General features: G+C 63.9%; 30 protein-coding genes. 22 read left to right on the forward strand and 8 right to left on the reverse strand.

Annotated features, from left to right (window positions below):
* Positions 1-109 precede the first annotated feature (109 nt).
* Positions 110-994, reverse strand: coding sequence for a D-alanyl-D-alanine carboxypeptidase family protein (locus tag AC0L17_RS01095; protein ID WP_473514440.1), 885 nt, complete (start codon positions 992-994; stop codon positions 110-112).
* 527 nt (positions 995-1,521) lie between these two features.
* Here AC0L17_RS01095 and AC0L17_RS01100 point away from each other — a divergent pair.
* The 3 genes from AC0L17_RS01100 to AC0L17_RS01110 all read left to right on the forward strand — a co-directional run bounded on the left by AC0L17_RS01100 (position 1,522) and on the right by AC0L17_RS01110 (position 4,176).
* A complete protein-coding gene (locus tag AC0L17_RS01100; RefSeq protein WP_473514441.1) occupies positions 1,522-2,628 on the forward strand; it encodes a hypothetical protein in 1,107 nt (368 codons plus the stop codon).
* 436 nt (positions 2,629-3,064) lie between these two features.
* Positions 3,065-3,685, forward strand: a complete 621-nt coding sequence (locus AC0L17_RS01105; RefSeq protein WP_473514442.1) for a nucleoside triphosphate hydrolase — start codon at positions 3,065-3,067, stop codon at positions 3,683-3,685.
* A gap of 89 nt (positions 3,686-3,774) precedes the next feature.
* Entirely contained in the window at positions 3,775-4,176 is a 402-nt protein-coding gene (locus tag AC0L17_RS01110) for a hypothetical protein (protein WP_473514443.1), read from the forward strand.
* A 29-nt stretch (positions 4,177-4,205) separates the two neighbouring features.
* Here AC0L17_RS01110 and AC0L17_RS01115 read toward each other — a convergent pair whose 3' ends face one another.
* From AC0L17_RS01115 to AC0L17_RS01125, 3 genes are all read right to left on the reverse strand, one after another.
* On the reverse strand, positions 4,206-4,910 hold the full coding sequence (locus AC0L17_RS01115; RefSeq protein WP_473514444.1) for a glutathione S-transferase family protein: 705 nt from the start codon (positions 4,908-4,910) through the stop codon (positions 4,206-4,208).
* 89 nt (positions 4,911-4,999) lie between these two features.
* The gene (locus tag AC0L17_RS01120) at positions 5,000-6,208 is read right to left on the reverse strand and encodes a beta-ketoacyl-[acyl-carrier-protein] synthase family protein (RefSeq protein WP_473514445.1); all 1,209 of its coding nucleotides are present in this window, start codon (positions 6,206-6,208) and stop codon (positions 5,000-5,002) included.
* Between the two features lie 4 nt (positions 6,209-6,212).
* Positions 6,213-6,467 carry an acyl carrier protein gene (locus AC0L17_RS01125; protein ID WP_010912831.1) on the reverse strand — a complete coding sequence of 85 codons (255 nt, stop codon included), beginning with the start codon at positions 6,465-6,467 and terminating at the stop codon, positions 6,213-6,215.
* Positions 6,468-6,675: 208 nt separating this feature from the next.
* On the opposite strand from AC0L17_RS01125, the gene AC0L17_RS01130 reads away from it, so the two are divergent.
* The 4 genes from AC0L17_RS01130 to AC0L17_RS01145 are packed head-to-tail and all read left to right on the forward strand — an operon-like array spanning position 6,676 to position 8,484.
* Positions 6,676-7,512, forward strand: coding sequence for an urease accessory protein UreD (locus AC0L17_RS01130; protein ID WP_473514446.1), 837 nt, complete (start codon positions 6,676-6,678; stop codon positions 7,510-7,512).
* A gap of 43 nt (positions 7,513-7,555) precedes the next feature.
* Positions 7,556-7,858: an urease subunit gamma gene (locus AC0L17_RS01135; protein WP_023801505.1), complete on the forward strand. Its 303-nt coding sequence runs from the start codon at positions 7,556-7,558 to the stop codon at positions 7,856-7,858.
* A gap of 25 nt (positions 7,859-7,883) precedes the next feature.
* Positions 7,884-8,141 carry a DUF1272 domain-containing protein gene (locus AC0L17_RS01140; RefSeq protein WP_473514447.1) on the forward strand — a complete coding sequence of 86 codons (258 nt, stop codon included), beginning with the start codon at positions 7,884-7,886 and terminating at the stop codon, positions 8,139-8,141.
* Positions 8,142-8,178: 37 nt separating this feature from the next.
* Positions 8,179-8,484: an urease subunit beta gene (locus AC0L17_RS01145; protein WP_473514601.1), complete on the forward strand. Its 306-nt coding sequence runs from the start codon at positions 8,179-8,181 to the stop codon at positions 8,482-8,484.
* Between the two features lie 89 nt (positions 8,485-8,573).
* On the opposite strand, the gene AC0L17_RS01150 is transcribed toward AC0L17_RS01145, so the two are convergent.
* On the reverse strand, positions 8,574-9,068 hold the full coding sequence (locus tag AC0L17_RS01150; RefSeq protein ID WP_287182143.1) for a hypothetical protein: 495 nt from the start codon (positions 9,066-9,068) through the stop codon (positions 8,574-8,576).
* A gap of 126 nt (positions 9,069-9,194) precedes the next feature.
* The gene (locus AC0L17_RS01155) at positions 9,195-9,578 is read right to left on the reverse strand and encodes a hypothetical protein (protein ID WP_023801509.1); all 384 of its coding nucleotides are present in this window, start codon (positions 9,576-9,578) and stop codon (positions 9,195-9,197) included.
* Positions 9,579-9,757: 179 nt separating this feature from the next.
* Here AC0L17_RS01155 and ureC point away from each other — a divergent pair, with 179 nt between their 5' ends.
* The 7 genes from ureC to AC0L17_RS01190 all read left to right on the forward strand — a co-directional run bounded on the left by ureC (position 9,758) and on the right by AC0L17_RS01190 (position 15,384).
* Positions 9,758-11,470, forward strand: a complete 1,713-nt coding sequence (gene ureC, locus AC0L17_RS01160; RefSeq protein ID WP_473514448.1) for an urease subunit alpha — start codon at positions 9,758-9,760, stop codon at positions 11,468-11,470.
* A 106-nt stretch (positions 11,471-11,576) separates the two neighbouring features.
* Entirely contained in the window at positions 11,577-12,065 is a 489-nt protein-coding gene (locus AC0L17_RS01165) for a DUF29 domain-containing protein (protein ID WP_473514449.1), read from the forward strand.
* 157 nt (positions 12,066-12,222) lie between these two features.
* The gene (ureE, locus tag AC0L17_RS01170; RefSeq protein WP_473514450.1) at positions 12,223-12,792 is read left to right on the forward strand and encodes an urease accessory protein UreE; all 570 of its coding nucleotides are present in this window, start codon (positions 12,223-12,225) and stop codon (positions 12,790-12,792) included.
* Complete coding sequence (locus AC0L17_RS01175) at positions 12,785-13,456, forward strand: urease accessory protein UreF (RefSeq protein WP_473514451.1); 672 nt, start codon at positions 12,785-12,787, stop codon at positions 13,454-13,456. Before ureE ends, AC0L17_RS01175 begins: the two co-directional genes overlap by 8 nt.
* Complete coding sequence (locus tag AC0L17_RS01180; protein ID WP_473496613.1) at positions 13,453-13,893, forward strand: DUF3995 domain-containing protein; 441 nt, start codon at positions 13,453-13,455, stop codon at positions 13,891-13,893. The genes AC0L17_RS01175 and AC0L17_RS01180 overlap by 4 nt, the downstream gene beginning before the upstream one ends.
* On the forward strand, positions 13,890-14,531 hold the full coding sequence (gene ureG / locus AC0L17_RS01185) for an urease accessory protein UreG (RefSeq protein WP_473514452.1): 642 nt from the start codon (positions 13,890-13,892) through the stop codon (positions 14,529-14,531). The genes AC0L17_RS01180 and ureG overlap by 4 nt, the downstream gene beginning before the upstream one ends.
* Before the next feature lie 85 nt (positions 14,532-14,616).
* On the forward strand, positions 14,617-15,384 hold the full coding sequence (locus AC0L17_RS01190; protein WP_473514453.1) for a class II aldolase and adducin N-terminal domain-containing protein: 768 nt from the start codon (positions 14,617-14,619) through the stop codon (positions 15,382-15,384).
* Positions 15,385-15,654: 270 nt separating this feature from the next.
* Here AC0L17_RS01190 and AC0L17_RS01195 read toward each other — a convergent pair whose 3' ends face one another.
* Positions 15,655-16,287 (reverse strand): HAD family hydrolase, encoded by a 633-nt coding sequence (locus tag AC0L17_RS01195; RefSeq protein ID WP_473514454.1) that lies wholly within the window; start codon positions 16,285-16,287, stop codon positions 15,655-15,657.
* A gap of 239 nt (positions 16,288-16,526) precedes the next feature.
* Between AC0L17_RS01195 and AC0L17_RS01200 the strand changes: the two genes are divergently transcribed.
* Positions 16,527-17,483, forward strand: coding sequence for a sugar-binding transcriptional regulator (locus tag AC0L17_RS01200; RefSeq protein WP_473514455.1), 957 nt, complete (start codon positions 16,527-16,529; stop codon positions 17,481-17,483).
* A gap of 21 nt (positions 17,484-17,504) precedes the next feature.
* On the opposite strand, the gene AC0L17_RS01205 is transcribed toward AC0L17_RS01200, so the two are convergent.
* On the reverse strand, positions 17,505-17,690 hold the full coding sequence (locus AC0L17_RS01205; RefSeq protein WP_027152175.1) for a hypothetical protein: 186 nt from the start codon (positions 17,688-17,690) through the stop codon (positions 17,505-17,507).
* A gap of 110 nt (positions 17,691-17,800) precedes the next feature.
* Here AC0L17_RS01205 and gcvA point away from each other — a divergent pair, with 110 nt between their 5' ends.
* The 7 genes from gcvA to AC0L17_RS01240 all read left to right on the forward strand — a co-directional run bounded on the left by gcvA (position 17,801) and on the right by AC0L17_RS01240 (position 25,523).
* Positions 17,801-18,709, forward strand: a complete 909-nt coding sequence (gene gcvA, locus AC0L17_RS01210; RefSeq protein ID WP_236393227.1) for a transcriptional regulator GcvA — start codon at positions 17,801-17,803, stop codon at positions 18,707-18,709.
* Between the two features lie 189 nt (positions 18,710-18,898).
* A complete protein-coding gene (locus AC0L17_RS01215; protein ID WP_473514456.1) occupies positions 18,899-20,209 on the forward strand; it encodes an ABC transporter substrate-binding protein in 1,311 nt (436 codons plus the stop codon).
* 121 nt (positions 20,210-20,330) lie between these two features.
* A complete protein-coding gene (locus AC0L17_RS01220) occupies positions 20,331-21,203 on the forward strand; it encodes a carbohydrate ABC transporter permease (RefSeq protein ID WP_091596287.1) in 873 nt (290 codons plus the stop codon).
* An 11-nt stretch (positions 21,204-21,214) separates the two neighbouring features.
* The gene (locus tag AC0L17_RS01225) at positions 21,215-22,039 is read left to right on the forward strand and encodes a carbohydrate ABC transporter permease (protein ID WP_287139344.1); all 825 of its coding nucleotides are present in this window, start codon (positions 21,215-21,217) and stop codon (positions 22,037-22,039) included.
* A gap of 50 nt (positions 22,040-22,089) precedes the next feature.
* The gene (locus AC0L17_RS01230) at positions 22,090-23,094 is read left to right on the forward strand and encodes an ABC transporter ATP-binding protein (protein ID WP_287059396.1); all 1,005 of its coding nucleotides are present in this window, start codon (positions 22,090-22,092) and stop codon (positions 23,092-23,094) included.
* Positions 23,091-23,861, forward strand: coding sequence for an L-iditol 2-dehydrogenase (locus AC0L17_RS01235; RefSeq protein ID WP_287120208.1), 771 nt, complete (start codon positions 23,091-23,093; stop codon positions 23,859-23,861). Before AC0L17_RS01230 ends, AC0L17_RS01235 begins: the two co-directional genes overlap by 4 nt.
* A 183-nt stretch (positions 23,862-24,044) precedes the next feature.
* Entirely contained in the window at positions 24,045-25,523 is a 1,479-nt protein-coding gene (locus tag AC0L17_RS01240; RefSeq protein WP_473514457.1) for a mannitol dehydrogenase family protein, read from the forward strand.
* Positions 25,524-25,529 lie beyond the last annotated feature (6 nt).

Here is a 25,529-nt window from a genome sequence, read left to right on the forward strand (position 1 = left end):
GCGGTTGGTTGGCGCAAATCAGCACCATGAATAAATTCCTAGCATAACTGCCGTCACCTGTCAAGTTGAAACCACTGATCAAGAGCTCGCCTCCCCCCAAACGCCTCCCTCACTGCTCCCCGGCATACAGCAGCCGCGTCGTCGTGTTCGATGCCGGCGACAGGTTGCGCTGGATCAGCGCCTCGACGTGGTCGTTGCGCTGGCGCGCGCTGTCGGCGCCCATCACCACGAGGATCAGCCGGCGGCCGTCGGCATCGTAGGAGGTGACGATGTTGAAGCCCGAAGCTCTGATATAGCCTGTCTTGATGCCGTTGACGCCGCGGACGCGGCCGAGCATGTCGTTGTGGCCGCGCACCAGCCTGCCCCGGAACATGAAGTCGCTTTCGGAAAAATAGTGGAAATGTTGCGGGAAGCGGGCGCGCAGCGCCGTGCCGAGCACCGCCATATCGCGCGCCGTCGTCAGCTGGCCGGCGTCCGGCAGGCCCGAAGCGTTGCGGAAGACGGTGCTGCGCATGCCGATCTGGCGCGCCTTGGCGGTCATCATCGCGGCAAACCCTGCTTCGCTGCCGCCGAGATATTCGGCGACGGCGACCGCCACGTCATTGGCCGATTTGACGGTGATCGCCCGGATCGCCGAATCGACGTCGATCGTCTCGCCGCGCCGGAAGCGCAGCTTGGTCGGCGGCTGCCTGGCGGCATTGGCCGACACCGGGATCAGCGTCGTCTTGGCTAGGCGGCCCTGCTCCAGCGCCTCGAACAGCAGGTAGAGCGTCATCATCTTGGTCAGCGACGCCGGATAGCGCGGCGCGGTCGAATTGGCCTCGAACAGCGTCCTGCCGCTGCCATCGATGACCATAGCCGCATATTTCTGCGCCGGCGCCGGCACGGCCAGCATGGTCTCCGTCGGCGTCGTCGCGCAGCCGGCTACCAGCACCAGCAGCGCAAACGCCGCGACAAATCTTTGGATGAACGGAAAGAGGCGCGGTTTGGACATTCTGAAGGTAAGCTGTTGCTGAAACGAGTGGGAAACTAGCCTAACGCAATGGCGCCGTCCATTTGGTTAATGCCGGTGTTCACGGCAATCGCTTCAGGTTTGAATTCACCCCGGCGTTGGCGCTGCCCTCATTGCCCTGCCGGCATTGCGGCCAGTTTCTTTCTCCCCGTTTACGGCAGGGCTATCTCGGTGAAAGGCCGAGGCTTTCGCTCTACGATGGACCCCCACCCTAACCCTCCCCACAAGGGGGAGGGAACGCTGCCGCGCGCCTTTACTTTCCCTTGGGCGCGCCGGAAGGCAGGCAATTTGCCGAGGTCAGCGCCAACGGAAGTCTCCCTCCCCCTTGTGGGGAGGGGTTAGGGGTGGGGGTGCGTCGTAGAGCGAAAGCCTCGGCCTCCACTGCGAAAGCCTCGGGGCTAGGGGTCGTCACCGGGCAAATGCGTCTCCGACATGAAATGCCCATCACCCAGCTTGCGCAACCGGCACCGAGCGGGTTTGCTGGCGCCGGCAGAATCAGCAGGTGCGCCATGGATACGCTCACGATCAAAGCAAAAGGCATTTCGGTAACGATCGATCTCACCGTCGGCCATCTCGCCGACATGACGGTCGATGTCGATGGGCGCCGGCTAAAACCGCTGCATCGCGCGCCGTGGGTCGACGAGCCGCGCGCGACGCTGCCGCCAGACCTGCCCGCCGGCACCGTTCGCCTGTCCGGCGATTTTTTATGCGCGCCGTTTTCGCGCAGCGATGTCGAGGAAGCACCCTTGCACGGCTGGCCGGCCAACAGCCCATGGGATGTCGTCGCCTCGGCGGCGACCGCCGATGGCTGGCGCGCGGTCTTCAGGCTGCAGCACAAGGTTTTGGGCGCGACGGTCGATAAGATCCTCACCCTGCGCGACGACCATCCCTTTCTCTACCAGGAGCATGTCTTTTCCGGCGGTTCCGGCGGCATTTCCGTCGCCCATCATCCGATGACGGTGATGAAAGACGGCGGCAGGCTGGCTTTCTCGCCGAAGCGATTTGCGGCAACGCCGGACGACCCGCTCGAGCCCGATCCGGCCCGCGGCCGGTTCCGCTTCGCCTATCCCGCGCGTTCGACCGACCTGACGCGTTTTCCCGCCGCCGATGGCGGCACGCTCGACCTGACCGACTATCGCATGGACCAGAGCCGAGAGGATTTCGTCACGCTGGTCGAGGCCGATCATGGCGGGCCGGGCTGGACCGCGCTGGCGCGAAAAGCGGAAGCCGATCTCGTTGTGGTGCTGAAGAACCCGGCCGAACTGCCGGTCACCATGCTGTGGGTCAGCAATGGCGGGCGCGACTACGCGCCGTGGAGCGGCCGCCATCGCGGCGTGCTCGGCATCGAGGACGGCCGCACCGCGCTCGGCCATGCCGCGTCGCTGGGCGACAACTGGCTGAAGCGGGAAGGGGTGGCGACCGCCTTTGACCTTGGCGAAGGCGGCAACGTCTCGTTCCGCCACGTCATCGGCGTTTTGCCCTTATCCGGCGGCGAGCCGCCGCGCGATATCGCCACCGCGCAGGGGCATATGCGCCTTGCGGCTGCCGACGGTTCGACGCGGGAGGTCGCCTTCGACGGCGATTTCCTGCGGATCGGCCGATCGGTTCCTGGTTGATTGGGCTGGCCTGGGCGATTGCTTCAGGTTGCCCCTCGCCCGTCTGCGTTCCACCGTTCGTGGTTGGCGAAAGCTGCGATGACGGCCGATCTCCCCCCTTGCGGGGGAGATGTCCGGCAGGACAGAGGGGGGTGCGAAGGATCGCCAACTTTCGACATAACCCGTTCCAGCCATTCTCAACCGGGAACCAGCCCGAGGGCTTGATTGCGACCTGGTTGCTAAGGTCGGAGGGACAGCACCCCCCTCTGCCCTGCCGGGCATCTCCCCCGCAAGGGGGGAGATCGGTAGCTTCGCCGATGGTGCCTACTTTGGAACGTGCCCGGCAGGGCAATGAGGGGCGGCGGCGACCCCGACAATTGGTCGCCTTCAATCCCGCGTTTGAAATTTCCGCGAACTGCCGCCAAGATGCAGCCGAAATTATGACCCGGAATCACGCATGTCCGAGATTGCTCACCTCGCCGCCACCATCTTCAAGCGCGCCGGCAAGGCGCGGCGCTTTGTCGTTGCCATTGCCGGTCCTCCGGGCGCCGGCAAGTCGACGCTGTCGGCGCGCCTGCATGAGCTGCTGCCGGAAGGCGCGGCCGAAATCGTGCCGATGGACGGCTTCCATTATGACGATATCGTGCTCGAGCAGCGCGGCCTGCGCGCGCGAAAGGGCGCTCCGGAAACCTTTGACTTTGCCGGCTTCGAAACCTTGCTGAAGCGCATCCGCGCCGCCGAGCCCGACATCGCCATTCCGGTGTTCGACCGCAGCATGGAGCTGTCGCGCGCGGCCGCTTCGATCATCGCCGCCGACACCAAATTCGTCCTGGTCGAAGGCAATTATTTGCTCCTTGACGAGGAACCGTGGTCGCGGCTGGCGCCGCTGTTCGATTTCTCTGTTTTCGTCGATGTGCCGCGCGCCGAGCTCGAGCGCCGGCTGCTCGAGCGATGGCACGAGCATGGCCGCTCCGACGATGACGCCCGCGCCTGGATCGCTTCCAACGACATGCCCAACATCGACCGCGTGCTTGCCCGCCGCCGTCGCGCCGATCTGGTGCTTGGCGATCAACCCTGATTCGCAAGGACCGCCCGGCCTGGAACCTTAGGACTTTCCGGCCGTTATCTCGAATACGGCAATGATGCTGACATGAGGAAGACTGTCCGATGGCTACTCCGATGGCAAACAAGGCAAGAAAGCCTGCGCCCGGCAAGGGCAGGGCAACTCGATCCAGGGCAACTGGATCCAAGGCTACTGAATCAAAGGCAACTGAATCGAAGACCGGCGCTGGCCCGGCCGTTGCCGCCCGCTCCAAGGATGCAAAGCCCAGTTTTGGCAAGGCAGCACCGAAGAAAGTGACGCCGACCGCCGCCAAAACCACGGCAAAACCGGCTAGGTCGAGGAAGTCGGCAAGTGGCGGCTCGATGGCGGACAGCGCGATGCGCACCGTCAAGACGACGGCCAATGTCGCGGCTGGCGCAGTTGTCGCCACCGCCAAGACCGCTGCGTCCCTCGCCGCTTCCGTCATGGGCAAGGGCGGCTCAAAACCCAAAGCCAAGACAAAATAGCCGGTTCTCGGCGCCGGCCGCCGATTGAGCTAGCCGCGTGCGGGGATAGCAAGACCTCTTTGCACCGCCGGCCGGGCAAGGCCGCGCTCCAGCCATGCCGCGACATGGGAAAAATCGTCGAAGCCGACAAGCTCCCTTGCCTCGTAAAAACCGATCAGATTGCGCACCCAGCCCAGCATCGAGATATCGGCAATGGTGTAATCGTCGTCCATGATCCAGCTGCGGCCCGTCAGCCTCGTCTCGAGCACACCGATCAGCCGCCGTGATTCGTCGCGATAGCGCGCCAGCGGGCGCTTGTCGGCGATCTCGCGTCCGGCGAATTTGTGGAAAAAACCGACCTGCCCGAACATCGGCCCGATCGAGGCCATCTGGAAGAACACCCACTGGATCGTTTTGTAACGCCGCGCCGGGTCGGCCGGGATCAGCCGGCCGGTCTTGTCGGTGAGGTAGAGCAGCATGGCGCCGGATTCGAACAGCCCGATCGGCTTGCCGCCCGGGCCATCCGGATCGATCATCGCCGGGATCTTGCCGTTCGGGTTCAGCGACAGGAATTCCGGCGTCCAGCTTTCGTCCTTGCCGATGTTCACCGCATGCGCCTCGTAGGGCAGGCCGAGTTCCTCCAGCGCGATCGACACTTTTACCCCGTTCGGCGTCGGGAACGAATAAAGCTGGATGCGGTCGGGATGGCTGGCCGGCCAGCGCGTGGCGATCGGAAAGGCGGACAGGTCGGTCATCGAAACTCCTGGGATTTTTTTTCGCGCAAGCGCGCCGTGGTGGCGCGTGGCAAGACGCGTCTCGCCGTGTCTGGATGATCCGGTTGCCGTCAGACCGCCTTGAACGCCAGCACCGCATTGGTGCCGCCGAAGGCGAAGCCGTTGCTGATCGCCGCGCGCACCTTGCGCTCGCGCGCCACATTCGGCGTGATGTCGAGTTCGCAATCGGCGTCGGTTTCGCGAAAATTGGCCGTCGGCGGCACGATGCCTTCGCGGATCGCCATCACGCAGGCGATCAGCTCCAGGGCGCCCGACGCGCCGAGGCAGTGGGCATGCATCGATTTGGTCGAGGAGATCGATAGCCTGTGGGCATGGTCGCCGAAGACCCGCTTGATCGCCGCCGTCTCGATCTGGTCGTTGGCCTTGGTGCCGGTGCCATGCGCATTGATATAGTCGATGTCTTCCGGGTTGAGCCTGGCATCGACGAGGCAGAAGCGCATCGCCGCCTCCGGCCCCTCGATGGTCGGCGCGACGATGTCGGAGGCATCGCCGGAAAGGCCGGCGCCGGCAATTTCGGCAAGGATCGTGGCGCCGCGCGCCATGGCATGCTCAAAAGTTTCCAGCACGACCATGCCGGCGCCTTCGCCGAGCACCAAGCCCTGGCGATCGGCCGAAAACGGCCGGCAGGTGTCGGGCGCCAGCACCCGCAGCGCCTCCCAGCCTTTCAGGATGCCCCAGACCAGCGGCGCATCGGTGCCGCCGGCGAGCATGACGTCGGCGCGGCCAAGCCTGATCTGGTCGACCGCCGAGGCAATGGCGTGATTGGACGAGGAGCAGGCCGAGGTGATGCCGAAGACCGGCCCGCGAAGGCCGAGATTCATGCTGACATGGCCGGCCGCAGCGCCCGGCATCACTTTCGGCACGGTGAAGATGCCGGTGCGGTTCTTGCCCTCGAGCAGGATGGCGCGATAGCTCTCTTCGATCGCCTCCCAGCCGCAAACGCCGACGCCGACGATGGAGCCCATCCGGTAGGTGTTGGCCGCGTGCAAGCTTAGCCCGGCTTGTTGCGCGGCCTCGCGCGCGGCGATCGTCGCCAACAGGCTGAAACGGTCCATCGACACGGCCTGCTTGCGGTCGATGCCGTGCTCGGGAAGGGTCCTGATTTCGCAGCCGACCCTGATTTTCAGGTCATGCAGCTCCGAATTGACGATCGGGCCGATGGCCGAACGGCCGGCGCGCATCTCGCCCCAGATCGTCGGCACGTCGGTGCCGAGCCCGCACAGGCCGCCGATGCCGGTAATGACGACGCGCTTGTGCATTCGGTCAGGCTTTTTTCGCGATCAGCGCGCGAACCGCCTCGACCATGTCGCCGACGTTCTTCAGATTGCTCCAGGCGTCGACCGTGTTCATCTCGATCTCGATGCCATACTGTTCCTCGAGGTCGAAGATGATCTCCGTCAGTTCCAGCGAATGGATGCCAAGCGAGGTCAGTTCGGTGCTGGTGGTGATTTCTTCGCCACCCGGCTCGGCATGAGCCTTGATCTTCTCGATGATGTCCGTTGCCAGCTGGTCAGCCATTCGGTTCCTTCCCCAACCCTCGTCGTTTCCCGGCGCCAACGGATCGGCGCCCGTTTTTCCCCAGGTTCAGACCGTCACCGTCGCCTTTTATCCGGCCAGGCGTTGTGTGACCGTACCAAGACGGCTCCTCTATAGAAACCGAAACGTTGTCAAGCAACAAGCTATATGTCGACAAAGCCGGCGCTGTGCTTAAGTTGGCGCCGTGGATATGATCGGACAGGACCTGACCTTTGTGCCGCCGGCCCAGCGCGTCGCCGGCACGGCGCGGCTTGCCTGTGAGAAGGATGGCGGCCGCACGCGGCTTCGGCGGCTTTATCAGGATGGATCCGCCAAGATCCGCATGCCGGCCGTCTCGGCCGATCCGCTCGAAGCCGTGCTGATCAACACCGCCGGCGGGCTGACCGGCGGCGACCGCCTTGGCTGGCAGGTCGATGTCGGCGCCGGCGCCTGCGCCAGCATAACCACCCAGGCCTGCGAGAAAATCTACCGCGCTGCGTCCGATCGTGCCGAGGTGCGGGTCAAGCTGACCGTCGGCGCCGGCGGCCGCATCGCCTGGCTGCCACAGGAAACCATCGTCTTTGATCGCTCGGCCTTTGCCCGCAGGCTCGACCTGGAGCTTGCCGCCGGCGCCGAGGCGCTGGTGCTCGAGGCGACCGTTTTTGGCCGCCTCGCCATGGGCGAACGCGCGGCGCACGGCGATTTCCACGACCGCTGGCGCGTCAGCCAGGACGGAGCGCTGGTTCATGCCGAGGATTTCCGCATCGGGCCGGACATTGCCGCGATTCTGGGCGGTTCGGCCGTGGCCGGCGGCGCCATTGCCATGGCGACGGTGCTGATGATCTCGCCGCGGGTCGAGGCTTTGCTCGATCCGGCCCGGGACATCATCGGCGGCCAGGGCGACGCCAGCGTCTGGAGCGTGAAGAAATCTGGCAAGCTTCTTGCGAGGCTGTTTGCCGAGGACGGCTACCAGCTCCGCAAGCGGCTGGTTCCGCTTGTCGAATTGCTCAACGGACGGGCCGGTCTGCCCAAATTATGGTCACTCTGATTCCGATTATGTCATTGCAATTTACGCCATCGTAGGGAAACGCATGAACCTGACGCCAAGGGAAAAGGACAAGCTGCTCATCGCCATGGCGGCGATTGTGGCGCGCAAGCGGCTCGAACGCGGCGTCAAGCTCAATCACCCGGAGGCGATCGCGCTGATCACCGACTTCGTCGTCGAGGGCGCCCGCGACGGCCGCCAGGTCGCCGAGCTGATGGAGGCCGGCGCCCACGTCGTCACCCGCGCGCAGGTGATGGAAGGCATCGCCGAGATGATCCACGACGTCCAGGTCGAGGCGACGTTTCCCGACGGCACCAAGCTGGTGACCGTGCACGAGCCGATAAGGTAAGTGCCGATAAGGTGAGGTGAGAACAATGCTTGAGCTGCGCCCCAACTGCGAATGCTGCGACAGGGACCTGCCGCCTGAGGCGACGGATGCGCTGATCTGCACCTTCGAGTGCACCTTCTGCGCCGAGTGCGTGGACCGTGTTCTGGGAGGCATTTGCCCTAACTGCGGCGGTGATTTCGCACCGCGCCCGATCCGCCCGGCAGCGATGCTGAACAAATATCCCGCCTCGACAAAGCGCGTCCTCAAGGCCGAAGGCTGCGGCCCGGAGCGCCGCGCCGCGTGACGGCACGATCCTGACAGCGAAAGGCATATCGATGGCGATGATCCCGGGCGAAATCATCACGGCAGGCGGCGAGATCGAGCTCAACAAGGGCCAGCCGACCATCACCATGAAAGTGGCCAACAGCGGCGACCGGCCGATCCAGGTCGGCAGCCACTATCATTTCTTCGAGACCAATGAGGGGCTGAAATTCGATCGTGACAAGGCGCGCGGCATGCGCCTCGACATTGCCGCCGGCACGGCGATGCGCTTCGAGCCCGGCCAGGAGCGCGACGTCACCTTGGTGCCGCTCGGCGGCAAGCGCGAGGTCTACGGCTTTCAGCAGAAAATCATGGGCACGCTGTGAGATCCCCTGGTCGCGTTATGCGATCCCCTGGTCGCGTTGTGCGATCCCCTGGTCGCGTTGTGCGATCCAGAGCGTCCAGCGGTTTCGGCTCAGCTGGGCGGCTTGGCCGCCGCGTAGATGACGACCTTGCCAGGATCGTCGAATTCGACGGCGAGAACGTCTTCGGTCTGCACGCGTCGAGAGTCGATGGCGTTGAACAGCAATGCGTTCGCCTCGATCTCGTCGCGCAGTTCCGCAATGTCCTCCTGATGCTGCTCGACCTTGCTTTCGATCGCCGGCGGCAGCCCGCCTTCCGTGCGCGCGGCGTCGGTAAGGAACACGATGTCGACCTTGTCGAGCTTGGACGTCTTGCGCACCGCGCCGATGTTTTCACGCGTCCGGTCGATCGCGGTCGTGACTTTGCCGGCCTCGACAGCCGTGTTGGTCTCTTCCTGGCCGACCTCCGAGCCGATGATCTTGTTCTGGGTCTCAGGGCCTTCAAGGCCCTGCGCATTCAGCCCGGCCTGGGGAGCGCTCGCCGCAAGAAACGCAGTTGCGGCCAGCATATGCAGCCATCTGGTGTCGGGGAAGGTGGTGATCGCCATCGCTCGCTCTCGGAGCCGCTTTCGAGGCTCGCTTCTAGGCCAAAAAGTCGAAACGTATTCCGCCCTGCGAAGGTTCCCTCCCCGATGCGGCAGGCCGGCCTCGTGCCGGCCCGCCACGGCGCATCGTCAGCTCGCTTTCTTGGTGATCAAGGTCAGCGAGCCGTTGGCGTCCATGCTGGCGGCGATCACTTGCGCCGAGGTGAGGCCCTTGGCTTCGAGTGCGGATTTGACTTGGGGGGTCGCGTCGATCGAACTGCGCAATTTCTGCAGGCCGTCCTCGCCGCGCTTGGCGATCACTTCGTTGACCTTGGTCTGCGTTTCCTTGGGCAGTTCCTCGATGTCGACGACGTTGACGGTCTGGATCGCCGGTGCTTGCGGCTGAGCGCCGGGTGCTGCGGGAGCGGGCGAAGCCGGCGGCTCGGCAGGCTGCGGCGCAGGCTGTTGCTGGGCGCTGGCGGCGGTCGCGAGCAGCAGGGTGGCGGCGGCTGCGAGAGAGATCGTTTTGCGCATAAAACTTCCTTTCCATCGATTGGCAAACGGTCGTTTTGGGGTGACCCTGCCACCTCAAACGTTAAATGGGATCGGAAGGTGTCGCCCAGCAGGTCATTGCGTGACCATAGGATGGCGACAATGTGGGGCCGGGCTTCGCCCCGGCCGTATCTTGGGTCGTATTTCGGGAGCAATTGCTGATGGCTAGAATCACCCGCGCCGCCTATGCGCAGATGTACGGCCCGACCGTCGGCGACAAGGTGCGGCTTGCCGATACCGAGCTGTTCATCGAGGTCGAGAAGGATTTCACCCTGCATGGCGAAGAGGTGAAATTCGGCGGCGGCAAGGTTATTCGCGATGGCATGGGACAGAGCCAGGTGTCCCGCGCCCAAGGCGCGGTCGACACCGTCATCACCAATGCGCTGGTCGTCGATGCCTCAGGCGGCATCTTCAAGGCCGATATCGGCCTGAGCGACGGCCGCATTGCCGCGATCGGCAAGGCCGGCAATCCGGACATGCAAGACGGCGTCACCATCATCATCGGCCCCGGCACCGAGATCATCGCCGGCGAGGGCAAGATCCTCACCGCCGGCGGCTTCGACGCGCATATCCATTTCATCTGCCCGCAGCAGATCGAGGAGGCGCTGATGTCAGGCATCACCACCATGCTCGGCGGCGGCACCGGACCGGCGCATGGCACGCTGGCGACGACCTGCACGCCCGGCCCGTGGCATCTGGCGCGCATGATCCAGTCCTTCGACGCCTTTCCGATGAACATCGGCCTGTCGGGCAAGGGCAACGCGTCGTTGCCGGCCGCGCTTGAAGAAATGGTGCTGGGCGGCGCCTGCTCGCTTAAGTTGCACGAGGACTGGGGCACGACGCCAGCGGCAATCGACTGCTGCCTGTCGGTCGCCGACAACTATGACGTGCAGGTGATGATCCACACCGACACGCTGAACGAGTCCGGCTTTGTCGAGAACACCGTGGCGGCGATCAAGGGCCGCACCATCCACGCCTTCCACACCGAAGGCGCCGGCGGCGGCCATGCGCCCGACATCATCAAGGTTTGCGGCCTGCCCAATGTCATCCCGTCGTCGACCAATCCGACCCGGCCCTACACCGTCAACACGCTGGCCGAGCATCTCGACATGCTGATGGTCTGCCATCATCTGTCGCCGTCGATCCCCGAAGACATCGCCTTTGCCGAAAGCCGCATCCGCAAGGAGACCATCGCCGCCGAAGACATTTTGCACGACATCGGCGCCTTCTCGATCATCTCGTCGGACAGCCAGGCGATGGGCCGCGTCGGCGAAGTGGCGATCCGCACCTGGCAGACCGCCGACAAGATGAAGCGCCAGCGCGGCTCGCTGCCGCAGGAAACCGGCGACAACGACAATTTCCGCGTCCGCCGCTACATCGCCAAATACACGATCAACCCGGCCATCGCGCATGGCCTGTCGAACGAGATCGGCTCGGTGGCGGTCGGCAAGCGCGCCGATCTGGTGCTGTGGAACCCGGCCTTCTTCGGAGTCAAGCCGGACATGGTGCTGGTCGGCGGCATGATCGCGGCCGCCCCGATGGGCGATCCCAACGCCTCGATCCCGACACCGCAGCCGATGCACTACCGGCCGATGTTCGGCGCCTATGGCAAGGCGATGACCAATTCGTCGGTGACTTTTGTCTCGAAAGCCGCGCTCGATGCCGGCCTGCGCGGCAGGCTCGGCGTCGACAAGCAGATGGTCGCCGTCGACAACACCCGCGGCGGCATCGGCAAGCACTCGATGGTGCTCAACGACGCCACCCCGCATGTCGAGGTCGATCCCGAAACCTACGAGGTCCGCGCCGACGGCGAATTGCTCACCTGCGAGCCGGCCACCGTGCTGCCGATGGCGCAGAGGTACTTTTTGTTCTGATCCCTACAAACGCCCTGTTGGCGGGGCGTCAAATTCGGTGCTCAGTTGTCCAAGCTCTGACGTGCCGTTTTTGCGATTGTCTCGAAATTGCGGCATGATGGGCCTCATGAACAGGATTGATCGTCTCAGGGCCCTCACTCCCTACGAAGCGGACTACGTCCAGTGGTGCGCCGAGCAAAGCGCATTGTTGCGCGAAGCTCGTTTCTCCGACCTCGATCGTGAGAATCTTGCCGAGGAGATCGAGAGCTTGGGGAGACGTGACAAACGCGAGATTCGCAGTCGGATGGAGGTGCTGCTTGCACATCTCCTGAAATGGGAATTCCAACCCGGCCATCGAAGTCACAGTTGGCAATCGTCAATTTCCGAACAGCGCATCTGGATCGGAAACATCATCAAGGACAGCCCGAGTCTTCGCCGATATCCCGCTCAGATTTTCGACGAGGCATATAAAGACGCTTTGCTTGTCGCGGTCAGGGAAACGGGTCTCAGGAAATCTCACTTTCCAGGCGAACCTCCATTCACATGCAAGCAGGCGCTCGATGAACGATTTTGGCCGGGCAATCCACTCTCGATGGGCGATTTCCTGCGGGATTAGCTGGCTTCTTCGGCGACCGTCGCTTTCACATCGCCTTTGTCGCCGCCGCCCTCGTCTACCAGATATCGTTCATCCTGCGGCTCTTCGACACGATCGTTTGAGCACCATTGGGGCGGCGCACGCGATAGGCTACGCTTTTTGGGAGAGGAAGTTTTACATGAAGCTCGACATCCGCACCGATTTCACCAAATTCCCGCGTGCCGTCTCGGTTCTGAGCGCCGGCGAGGCAGGAGCGGTCGCGCCCTACGATCGTGCGGTGCTTGCCCATGACGAGCGGCATCTGCGCCGCCGCGCCATCGAAACGGCCCGTAGCGATAGAGTGCTGGTCGACCTGCCCGAACCGGTGGCCTTGAACGATGGCGACCGCCTGGTGCTGGAGGATGGCCGTCATATCGAGATCGTCGCGGCCGAGGAACCGCTCTACGATATCCGCGCCAGCGGCCCTGTCCATCTCGCCGAGCTTGCCTGGCATATCGGCAACCGCCACCTTGCCGCCGCCATCGAGGCTAACCGCATCCTCATCCTGCGCGACCATGTCATCAAGGCGATGCTGGAAGGCCTGGGCGCCACGGTGAGCGACGTTTCCGAGCCGTTCAAGCCGTTGCGCGGCGCCTATTCCGGGCACAGTCACGGTCATGCCCATGCCGAGGCGCATGCGCACAGCGGTGCGCATTCCCATACCCATAGCGAATCGCATTCCCACAGCCATTCGCACGACCATGACTGACCAGCCTTCCAACGTCGCTTTGTTGCGGCTGATGGCGTGGCTGTCGCCTGCCTTCCCGGTCGGCGGTTTTTCCTACAGCCATGGTCTCGAACAAGCCGTGCATGCCGGCCTGGTCGCCGACAGCAAAGACCTCGCCGCGTGGCTGGAGACGCTGGTCGAGATGGGCTCGGGCTGGAACGATGCCGTGCTGTTTGCCGAAAGCTGGCGGCGCGCCCGCCAAGCCGGCGATCTCGCCGAAATCGCAGCCCTCGCCGAGGCCTTGGCCGGCTCGCGCGAGCGCCACAGCGAGACCATGCTGCAGGGCGCCGCCTTCCTGAAGGCGGCATCGGCCTGGCCGTGTCAGGTGCTCGACCGTCTGCCGGCCGAGTGCGCCTATTGCGTCGCCGTCGGTGCAACTGCCGGTGGCAACGCCATTGCCCTGCACGATGCACTGTCGGCCTTCCTGCACAGCTTCTTTTCCAACCTCGTCCAGGCCGCGATCCGGCTTGGCGTCGTCGGCCAGACCGGCGCCACGGCGCTGCTCGCCGGCTTCGAGCCGCTGGCGTTGGAAACTGCCGCCCGCGCTGCCGGCTCGACGCTGGACGATCTCGGCGGCTGCGCCTTCGTCTCGGATGTCATGGCGATGAAGCACGAGACGCAATATTCGCGGCTGTTCCGCTCATGATCGTCCTCGCCTTCGCGCTCTCCTTCGTCCTGCTGCTGATCACCACCCTGCATGTCTATTGGGGCATTGGCGGCATCTGGCCGGGCAGCGACGCTGCCTCCTGCGCCCGCGCTGTGGTCGGCTTTCGCGGCGTCGACGAAATGCCGGCGCCCTTCGCCAGCTTCGCCGTCGCCGCCTGCCTCGGCCTGGCGACACTGTGGCCGCTGGCGCTCGAAGGCGTGTTTGCCACGCCCTTTCCCAAGGCCGGGCTTGCCGCGACAGCGCTGCTCATCGCGCTGGTCTTCCTGGGGCGCGGCATTGCCGGCTTCACGCCCTGGTGGCGCCGGCTGGCGCCCGAACAGCCTTTCGCGCGGCTCGATGTCAGCTATTATTCGCCGCTCTGCCTGGTTGTAGGGCTCGGCTTTGCAGTGCTAGCCATCATGGAGTTCCCTGGATGACACAAGCCAATGGTCCCCTTCGCGTCGGCATCGGCGGTCCCGTCGGCTCCGGCAAGACGACGCTCACCGAAAAGCTCTGCAAGGCGCTGCGCGACGAGTTCTCCATCGCCGTGGTCACCAATGACATCTATACCAAGGAAGACGCCATGATGCTGGCCCGGCTTCAGGCGCTGCCCGAGGATCGCATCATCGGCGTCGAGACCGGCGGCTGCCCGCACACCGCCATCCGCGAGGACGCCTCGATCAATCTGCAGGCGATCGCCGAGATGACCAGGAAATTCCCGGATCTCGACATCGTCTTCATCGAATCGGGCGGCGACAACCTCGCCGCCACGTTTTCCCCCGACCTCGCCGATCTGACGCTCTACGTCATCTCGGTCTGCCAGGGCGAAGAAATCCCGCGCAAGGGCGGCCCGGCGATCACCCGGTCCGATTTCCTGGTCATCAACAAGAGCGATCTCGCCCCCTATGTGAACGTCAATCTCGATGTCATGGAGAGCGATGCCGCCCGCATGCGCGACAAGCGGCCGTTCGGATTTACCGATCTGTCGCGCGGCAAGGGCCTGCAGCAGGTGATCGATTTTATCGTCGAGCATGGCGGGCTGCGCATCGACGCCGCCAGAAGCACTGCGGCGTAAGCCGAAGCCCTCGCCTGCACCAAACGAAACCGGTTGCGCGCATCGGCGGCGCGCGGCATCCTTGCTTCTTTCACGGAGGTTTTCGATGAGCATCGCCCGCCTGCAGAAGGAAATGCTGACCAACCTGCCCTTCTACGAGGAACGCGTCGATCTGGCCTGCGCCTTCCGCTGGACGGCGCGGCTCAACATGCATGAAGCGGTGGCCAATCATTTCTCGCTGGCTGTCAACGATGACGGCTCGCAATTCCTGATGAATCCCAACCAGGTGCATTTCTCGCGCATCAAGGCGAGCGACCTGCTGCTGATCGACGCCAACGATCCCGATACGCTCTCCGGCCCGGATGCGCCCGACCCGACGGCATGGGGGCTGCATGGCGCCATCCATCGCAATGTCCGTCATGCGCGCTGCGTCATGCATGTGCACTCGATCCACGCCACGGTGCTCGCTTCGCTGGCCGACTCGACGCTGCCGCCGATCGACCAGAACGCGGCGATCTTCTTCAACCGGCACGTCGTCGACGGCCATTATGGTGGGCTCGCCTTCGAGGAAGAGGGCGAACGCTGCTCGCAGCTGCTCACCGATCCGAAGGTCAAGGTGATGGTCATGGGCAACCATGGCGTGCTGGTCATCGGCGATACCGTCGCCGACACCTTCAACCGCATGTTCTATTTCGAACGCGCCGCCGAGACCTACATCAAGGCGCTGTGGACCGGCCGCCCGCTGCGGGTCCTGTCGAATGAAATCGCCGAGAAGGCAGCAGCGGAGCAGGAAGATTATCCCGGTCAGGCCGAACGGCACCTGTCCGAATTGAAGGCGATCCTCGACGAGCAGGAGCCGGTTTACCGGAACTGAGCGCCCTTCTCCCCGATTTTTTCGAAGGTGGACCCCCACCCTAACCCTCCCCACAAGGGGGAGGGAACGCTGCCGCGCGCATTTATTCTCCCCTTTGGCGCCGAACGCAGGCAGGTTGCCGAGGTCAGCGCCAGCGGAAGTCTCCCTCCCCCTTGCGGGGAGGGTTTAGGGGTGGGGTAAATCGTAGAGCGAAAGCCTCGGCTTTCCACCTGCGATAGCCCTGCCATAGTGACGGGGAGAAGGGCGCTCTGATCGCCGGTTTCCCCAATCTTAAAGCCCGAGTTCAGCCCGCAATTCGTCGGCGCTGTTGATGACGATCGCGCCGGGCGGCCCTGCCATGGGCGCTTCCGGCCAGAAGATCGTCCTCATCCCCGCCGCCAGCCCAGCCGTGGAGCCGGTCACGCTGTCCTCGACGGCCACGGCATCGGCCGGATCGACACCGGCCAGCCATGCGGCGCGCAAAAAAGGTTCCGCATGCGGCTTGCCTTCGCGCACGTCGTTGCGGCTGATCGTCTTCATGCCGGGATAGAAAAGACCGACCATGCGCAGATTGGCGTCGACGACCAGCCGGTCGGAATTGGACACCACCGCTTGCGCCACGCCAAGCGCGCGCAACTCGTTGTAGATCTCGATGGCGCCAGGACGCGGCTTCAGCGTCTCGGCCATCGGCAGATAGTGGTCGTATTTGCGCACGATCCAGTCGTCGAAGGCCAGGTCGAGGCCGAACTCGTCGCGCAGCATCTCGTAGACCGGCCATGCGGCGATGCCGAGCACCCGCTCATGCAGGTTGGCCGGCGCCGCGATGCCGACGCTGTGCAGCGCCGCTATCAGCGCCGCCTCGTGCAACGGCTCGCTGTCGACCAGCGTGCCGTCCATGTCCCAGAAAACCGCTTTCGGCGTCATGCGAGGCTCCTTTGTCCGAAATCCCTTAAAGGGTTTGCCTCGCGAGATAAACTGCCGCGCCTGGCTGCACCAACATTGCGGGCTATAATCATCCACTCGAAACGCTGCAGGCTCCTCGGGAGCTTACCTAGGCAATTGCTCTGGCTACAGGCAATTGCTTACAAACGCATTCCCCGGTAGAACCAAGGCGCTCCCGCTCGCTGCTAGTGCTCGGTGCTCGGGGGCAGGGAGGTAGCAAGTTGAATTCCCGCCAGGACAGCGGCAGCAACAGGCTGGACGACGCGGCGCGCGCCGGCTGGCTCTATTATGTCGCCGGCAACACGCAGGACCAGATCGCCTCGACGCTCGGCATCTCACGGCAGACGGCGCAGCGGCTGGTGTCGCTGGCGGTCTCGGAAGGGCTGATCAAGGTGCGTGTCGACCACCCGATCGCCAATTGCCTCGACCTCGCGGCCCGGCTGAAATCGCGCTTCGCGCTCGATCTGGTCGAGGTGGTTCCAAGCGATCCCGCTTCCTCCTCCACCATCGGCGTCGCCGTGGCGGCGGCCGCCGAGATTGAGAAACGGCTGCGCTCGCCGACGCCGATCGTCATGGCGATCGGCACCGGCCGCACGCTGAAGGCGGCAATCGAGCAGCTGCCGCCGATGGAATGCCCGCAGCACAAGGTGGTGTCGCTGACCGGCAACATCTCGCCCGACGGTTCGGCCGCCTTCTACAACGTCATCTTCACCATGGCCGACAGGGTCAAGGCTCGCTCCTTCCCGATGCCGCTGCCGGTCATCGCCTCCTCGCCGCAGGAGCGCGAGATGCTGCTCAGCCAGCCGATGATCCAGCCGACGCTGGCGCTTGCCGCGGAAGCCGACGTCACCTTCGTCGGCATCGGCGATCTCGGCCCCAAGGCGCCGCTTTACGAGGACGGCTTCATTTCGGAGAGTGAATTGAAAGCGCTGCAAAAGGCCGGCGGCGTCGCCGAGATCGTCGGCTGGGTGTTCGATCGCGAAGGTCGCATGATCGAGGGCATCACCAATGACAGGGTGTCGTCGGCATCGTTGCCGCCGCGTGAAAAATCGCTGGTGATCGCGCTCGCCATGGGCGAGCGGAAGCTGCCGGGCATACTTGCGGCTGTCAATCGGCGGCTGGTCAACGGCCTCATCACCGACGAGCGGACCGCCGCCGCCTTGCTGGCGGCCAGCTGATTTGCGATAAATCAACCAGGACTATTTGCGCCGGCCATAAGGATCGTTGCCGTCGAGAAAACCCATGTCGCGCTGCAGATGCGGCGGCAATTCCCTGATGTCGAGATAGGCCCGTTTCCTGGCTCCGTGCCGCGCCAATCCACGCGCCAGCCGCAAAAACCAGCCTTGGCCTGGCGTCAGAAATAGCTTTTCCTGTACAATGGTCATGATCATCAGCCTTCGTTATCTCTAGACGAGAGTGATCGTCGACCTCAAATATCGGCCGGCTCGGCCCTTGCTGCCAATCAAACGTCGATCACGGCCCATAAGGAGGGCTTATGCCTGAACTCAAGTCACGGCAGGTCTCCCAGCTCCCTCCGCTTCAGGCGATCCGGGTGTTCGAGGCGGTGGCGCGGCATCTTTCCTTCACCAAGGCCGCCGGCGAGCTTGGCATGACGCAGGCGGCGGCGAGCTATCAGATCAAGCTTCTGGAAGAGCGCGTCGGTGCGCCTTTGTTCCTGCGCCGGCCAAGGCAGATCGTGCTGACCGAGGCGGGGCAACGCCTGGCGCCTGCGGTCAGCGAGGCGTTCGCCCTGTTGGGTGGAGCCTATGCCGCGGCGCGCAGCGGCGCCGACGGCGTACTTTGTGTCTCGACGCTGCTGACCTTTGCCTCGAACTGGCTGGCGCAGCATCTCGGTTCGTTCCAGGTCGCGCATCCGTCGCTGGCGGTGCGCCTCGATACATCGAACCGCCTCGTCGATTTCGCCCGCGAGGACATCGACATCGCCATCCGTTCCGGCGGCGGAAACTGGCCGGGCGTGGAGGTGCACAAGCTTTTCAATGCGGACTTCACGCCGATGCTGAGCCCGAAACTCGCGGCGACCATCGGCGGGGTGAAGGAGCCGGCCGATCTGTTGCGCCTGCCGATCCTCGACCCCGGCGACATCTGGTGGCGGGACTGGTTTATCGCCGCCGGCCTGCCGGTCGAGGAACTGGCCAAGCGCCCCGGCTCCAGCATGGGGGCGCAGGCCTATGAGGCCAACGCCGCGATCGCCGGGCAGGGCGTGGCGATCGTAACGGCCGCTCTTTTCAAGGCCGAGCTTGCCGATGGCCGCCTGATCCAGCCTTTCGATCTGGTCGGCGACGACGGCCACGCCTATTGGCTGGTCTATCCCCAGGCGCGGCGCAACGTGCCGAAGATCCGCGCTTTTCGCGAATGGATCCTGGCTGAGATTGCCGGCCAATAGTCGATATCCACCCGGTCAAGCGGGCACCGACATCCGGCCTTTTCGCGCGCAAGAATCCTCCGGAGCAAGATCCGTACGAGGCTGCGTGCTGCGCTGCAGCAACGAATCCGGCTTGACATAAATCACGCGAGGTGAGTAATTGCTCACAGCCAAAGCAAATGCTCAGCTTGGTCCATGGGAGGAATTTTGATGAAACTTCGCACGCTCACCCTGAGTCTGTTGTCGGCCAGCACCCTCGCGTTCGCCGCGCATGCCGAATCCATCACCATCGCCACCGTCAACAACGGCGATATGGTCCGCATGCAGACGCTGACCGACGATTTCACCGCCAAGAACCCCGATATCCAGCTCCAGTGGGTCACGCTCGAGGAGAACGTGCTGCGCGAGCGCGTCACCACCGACATCGCCACCAAGGGCGGCCAGTACGACGTGATGACCATCGGCACTTACGAAGTTCCGATCTGGGCCAAGCAGAGCTGGCTGCTGCCGCTCGACAAGCTCGGCGACGACTATGACGTCAAGGACATCATCCCGGCCATCGCCGGTGGCCTGTCGGTCGACGGCACGCTTTATGCAGCACCGTTCTATGGCGAAAGCTCGTTCGTCATGTACCGCAAGGACCTGATGGAGAAGGCCGGGCTGACGATGCCCGACGCGCCGACCTGGGACTTCGTCAAGCAAGCCGCCGAGAAGATGACCGATCGCGCCAATGGCGTGAACGGCGTCTGCCTGCGCGGCAAGGCCGGCTGGGGCGAGAACATGGCCTTCCTGACCGCCATGTCGAACTCCTTCGGCGCACGCTGGTTCGATGAGAACTGGAAGCCTCAGTTCGACCAGCCCGAGTGGAAGAACACGCTGCAGTTCTATGTCGACCTGATGAAGGCCAATGGCCCGGAGGGCGCGTCTTCGAACGGCTTCAACGAAAACCTGGCGCTGTTCCAGCAGGGCAAGTGCGGCATGTGGATCGACGCCACCGTCGCTGCCTCCTTCGTCTCCGACCCGAAGAACTCAACGGTCGCCGACAAGGTCGGTTATGCGCTGGCGCCCGACAATGGCCTGGGCAAGCGCGGCAACTGGCTGTGGGCGTGGTCGCTGGCCATTCCCGCCGGCACGCAAAAGGCTGACGCCGCCCAAAAATTCGTATCCTGGGCAACCAGCAAGGCCTATCTCGAGCTCGTCGCATCGAAGGAAGGCTGGGCCAATGTTCCGCCGGGAACGCGCACCTCGCTCTACGCCAACCCCGAGTACCAGAAGGCGGCGCCGTTCGCCAAGATGACGCTGGACTCGATCAACGCCGCCGATCCGACGCATCCGACCGTCAAGCCGGTGCCTTATGTCGGTGTCCAGTTCGTTGCCATCCCCGAGTTCCAGGGCCTTGGCACCACCGTCGGCCAGCTGTTCTCGGCCGCACTCGCCGGCCAGACCAGCGTCGACGACGCTCTGAAGCAGGCCCAGGACGCCGCCACCGCAACGATGACCGAGGGCGGTTATATCCAGTAGGCTCCTCCCGGTGCCGAAAGCCGGTTGCCCATCTTAACCGGCGGGGGCCGCCCGAATCCCAGTTCGGGCGGCCACCTTCACAACACTGAAAAATTTGGCTGAACTTTGAAGGGTGACCGTCATGGCTACTCAGCAGACCCGTTCGCTTGCCCGCTTCATGATGGCGCCATCCGTGGTGCTGCTGTTCGTCTGGATGATCGTGCCGCTGGCATTCACCCTGTGGTTCTCCTTCCAGCAGTACAATCCGCTCAACCCGATCCGCGACGGCTTCGTCGGCTTCTCGAACTACGCGCTTTTTTATTCCAATCCGGCATTCCTGCAGTCGATCCTCAACACGCTTATCCTCGTGGCCAGTGTGCTTTTGATCACGGTGATCGGCGGCATCCTGCTGGCGCTGCTGATCGATCAGCCGATGTGGGGACAGGGCATCGTCCGCATCCTCGTCATCTCGCCGTTCTTCGTCATGCCGCCGGTCGCCGCGCTGGTCTGGAAGAACATGATCATGCATCCGCAATACGGCGTCTTTGCCGACATTGCGCGCTTCTTCGGCGGTCAGCCGATCGACTGGTTTGGCCAATACCCGATGCTGGCGATCATCATCATCGTCGCCTGGCAATGGCTGCCGTTTGCGACGCTGATCCTGTTGACCTCCCTGCAGTCGCTCGACGGCGAGCAGAAGGAAGCCGCCGAGATGGACGGCGCCGGTTTCGTCAGCCGCTTCATCTATCTGACGCTGCCGCATATGTCGCGCGCCATAACCGTCGTCATCCTGATCCAGACGATCTTCCTTCTGTCGGTCTATGCCGAGATCCTCGTCACCACCAATGGCGGCCCGGGTTACGCCTCCACCAACCTGCCCTTCCTCGTCTACCAGAAGGCGTTGCTGGAGTTCAAAATCGGCCAGGCATCCGCCGGCGGTATCATTGCCGTCATTTTAGCCAACATCGTCGCCTTCTTCGCCATGCGCGCGGTCGGCAAGAACCTGGACAAATAAGGGAGGAAACGATGGCACGTGCAGTCAGCACCCAGCACAAGATGATCGCGACCGCGGCCGCCTGGATCGTCGCCCTGCTGATCTTCTTCCCGATCCTTTATACGATCATCACCTCGTTCAAGTCGGAGCAGGAGGCCATCCAGGGCTTCAACCTGTTTCCGTCGGGAACCACGGAAAGCTACACCGCGGTCGAGGCGCAGAGCGGCTACTTCAAGTTCTTCCTCAACTCGGTGTTCCTGTCGGTCGGCTCGACCATCCTGGCCTTGCTCGTCGCCATACCGGCGGCCTGGTCGATGGCGTTCTCGCCGGGCAAGTGGACCAAGGACATCCTGATGTGGATGCTTTCCACCAAGATGATGCCGGCGGTCGCCGTGCTGTTCCCGATCTACCTGATCTTCCGCGATACCGGATTGCTCGACAGCCGCATCGGCCTGATGATCATGCTGATGCTGATCAACCTGCCGATCGTGGTGTGGATGCTCTACACCTATTTTCGCGAGATCCCCGGCGAGATCCTGGAGGCGGCGCGCATGGACGGCGCATCGCTCTGGAACGAGATCGTCTATGTGCTGACGCCGATGGCGGTGCCGGGCATCGCCTCGACGATGCTGCTCAACATCATCCTGGCGTGGAACGAGGCGTTCTGGACGATCCGGCTGACCACCACCGAGGCCGCGCCGCTTACTGCCTTCATCAGTTCCTTCTCAAGCCCGCAAGGGCTGTTCTGGGCCAAGCTTTCGGCGGCCTCGACGCTGGCGATCGCGCCGATCCTGATCATGGGCTGGTTCAGCCAGAAGCAGCTGGTGCGCGGCCTGACGTTTGGCGCCGTGAAGTAACACCGCCGCAAGCGATGAACGACGGACAATAACCCCTCGGGGAGGAAACCATGGGAAACATCACGCTCAAGCACGTCTCCAAGTCGTTCGGGTCGACGATCATCATTCCGGGCATCGACCTGGTCATCGAGAACGGCGAGTTCGTCGTCTTCGTCGGCCCGTCGGGCTGCGGCAAGTCCACGCTGCTGCGGCTGATCGCCGGGCTGGAGGACACCACCGCCGGCACCATCAACATCGACGGCCGCGACGTCACCGGCGAGGCGCCGGCCAAGCGCAAGCTGGCCATGGTGTTCCAGTCCTATGCGCTCTACCCGCACATGACGGTGGCCAAGAACATTGCCTTCCCGCTGAAGATGGCGGGCGAGGACCAGGCCACCATCGATCGGAAGGTCAAGGACGCGGCGCGCATCCTGAACCTCACCAACTATCTCGATCGCCGCCCCGGCCAGCTCTCCGGCGGTCAGCGCCAGCGCGTCGCCATCGGCCGCGCCATCGTGCGCCAGCCATCGGCCTTCCTGTTCGACGAACCCTTGTCCAACCTCGACGCAGCACTGCGCGGCACCATGCGGCTGGAGATCAGCGAACTGCACCACCAGCTCAAGACGACGATGATCTACGTCACCCACGACCAGGTCGAGGCGATGACCATGGCCGACAAGATCGTCGTGCTCAACGCCGGCAACATCGAACAGGTCGGCTCGCCGATGGAGCTCTACAAGACGCCGAAGAACCTGTTCGTCGCCGGCTTCATCGGTTCGCCCAGGATGAACCTGATCGAAGGCGCGCCGGCGGCCAAACATGGCGCCAAGACCGTCGGCATCCGTCCCGAGCATATGAACATCTCGACGACTTCAGGCGAGTGGAAAGCCACGGTCGGCGTCGCCGAGCATCTCGGCTCCGACACGTTTCTGCACGTTCAGGCCGACGGTGTCGGGCCGCTGACGGTGCGCGCCGACGGCGAACTGGCCGCCCATCACGGCGACACGATCTATCTGACGCCGGACCAGACCAAGCTGCACCGCTTCGGCGCCGACGGAAAGGCGATGATGCAATGAGGCTCAGGGGTAAATCGGCGCTGATCACCGGATCGGCGCGCGGCATCGGCCGGGCGTTCGCCGAAGCCTATGTTCGCGAGGGCGCCACCGTCGCCATCGGCGACATCAACCTCGAAGCTGCGGAAAAGGCCGCTTCGGAGATCGGCGGCAACGCTTACGCCGTGAAACTGGACGTCACCGATCTCGCTTCGATCGAGGCGGCGGTCAAAGCGGTCGAGACAAGGGCCGGCGGCCTGGACATCCTGGTCAATAACGCCGCTTTGTTCGACCTGGCGCCGATCGTCGAGATCAGCAAGGCGAGCTACGACAGGCTGTTTTCCGTCAATGTCGCCGGCACGCTGTTCATGCTGCAGGCAGCCGCCCGCTCGATGATCGCGGCTGGCCGGGGCGGCAAGATCATTAACATGGCGAGCCAGGCCGGCCGCCGCGGCGAGGCGCTGGTCGCCGTCTATTGCGCCACCAAGGCAGCCGTCATCTCGCTCACCCAGTCGGCCGGGCTCGACCTGATCAAGCACCGCATCAACGTCAACGCCATCGCGCCCGGCGTCGTCGACGGCGAGCACTGGGACCATGTCGATGCCCTGTTCGCCAAATACGAAAACCGGCCGAAGGGCGAAAAGAAGCGGCTGGTCGGCGAGGCCGTGCCCTATGGCCGCATGGGCACGGCGCAAGACCTCACCGGCATGGCGGTGTTCCTGGCCAGCGACGACGCTGAATACATCGTCGCCCAGACCTACAATGTCGATGGCGGCCAGTGGATGAGTTGAACTTTCCTTCTCCCCTTGGGGGAGAAGGTGCCGAGTGAAACGAGGGCGGACGGGGGGTGTTCTGATGCAGCACTTCGTCCAGCACCCCTCAACCGTCTCGGCGCTGCGCGCCGATCCACCTTCTCCCACAAGGGGAGAAGGTCAGGCAGGCGCAGGCGCCGCAATGAGAAGGCGTTTGTTAAAATGACCGTAAAACTCTCATCGGCGGCACTGTCCCGCCTGCCGGAAAAAGTCGTCGGCCCGAAATATGATCGCGCCGCGCTCAAAGCCGGCATCGTGCATTTCGGCGTCGGCAATTTCCATCGCTCGCACCAGGCCGTCTATCTCGACGACCTGTTCAATGCGGGCGTCGGCCACGACTGGGCAATTGTCGGCGCCGGCATTTTTGAGGGCGAAAAGGTCGGCCGCGGCAAGTTGCAGGAACAGGACTGGCTGAGCACCGTGGTCGAGCAGGATTCTGGCCACATGAGCGCCCGCGTCACCGGTGTCATGATCGACTTCCTGATGCCGGGCGACGCGGCCGCGATCATAGAGCGGCTTGCCGACCCGGCGATAAGGATTGTTTCGCTGACCATAACCGAGGGCGGCTATTTCATCGATCCGGCGTCGGGCGTGTTCAACCCGGCCCATCCCGACATCGTCGCCGATGCTGAGCCGGGAGCAATGCCGAAGACCGTGTTCGGCATCATTCTTGCCGGGCTGATGCGCCGCCGCGACGACGGCATCGTGCCGTTCACGATCATGTCCTGCGACAACATTCCCCACAACGGCCATGTCACCGCCGATGGCGTCATCGGTCTCGCCCGTCTGATCGACGAGGATTTGGCGACCTGGGTGCGCGAGAAAGTCGCCTTTCCCAACGGCATGGTCGACCGCATCACGCCGGCCACCACCGACCGTGAGCGCGGCATTCTGTCGAGCGAGTTCGGGCTCGACGACAACTGGCCGGTGTTTTGCGAGCCGTTCAGGCAATGGGTGCTGGAGGACCATTTCACCGACGGCCGCCCGCCGCTGGAAAAGGTCGGCGTGCAGTTCGTCAGCGATGTCGCGCCCTACGAGCTGATGAAGATCCGCATCCTCAATGGCGGCCATGCGACCATCGCCTATCCCGCCGGGCTGATGGACATCCATTTCGTCCATGAGGCCATGCAGGAGCCGCTGGTGCGCGGCTTTCTCGACAGGCTGGAGCACGACGAGATCATCCCGACCGTGCCGCCGGTGCCGGACACCGTGCTGGAGGATTATTATCAGCTCATCGAGCACCGCTTCTCCAACCCGAAGATCGGCGACACCATTCGCAGGCTTTGCCTCGACGGCTCCAACCGGCAGCCGAAATTCATCATCCCGACCATCGCCGACCGGCTGAAGGCCGGCAAGGGCGTCGCCGGCCTGGCGCTGGAATCGGCGCTCTGGTGCCGCTATTGCTTCGGCACCACGGATTCAGGCGCGGTCATCGAGCCCAATGATCCAAGCTGGGACCGGCTGCAGACGACCGCCAGGGCGGCAAAGGCTGCGCCTGCCGCCTGGCTGGCCATGGAGGACATCTATGGCGAGGTCGGCCGCTCGACGCCGTTCGTTGAAGCCTTTGCCAAGGCGCTCGAGGCGCTCTGGGCCGATGGCGCACGTACGACGCTGACGCGCTACCTCGCCGGCAACCTCTAAGATCGG

This window comes from Mesorhizobium sp. WSM4829 (assembly GCF_055811475.1).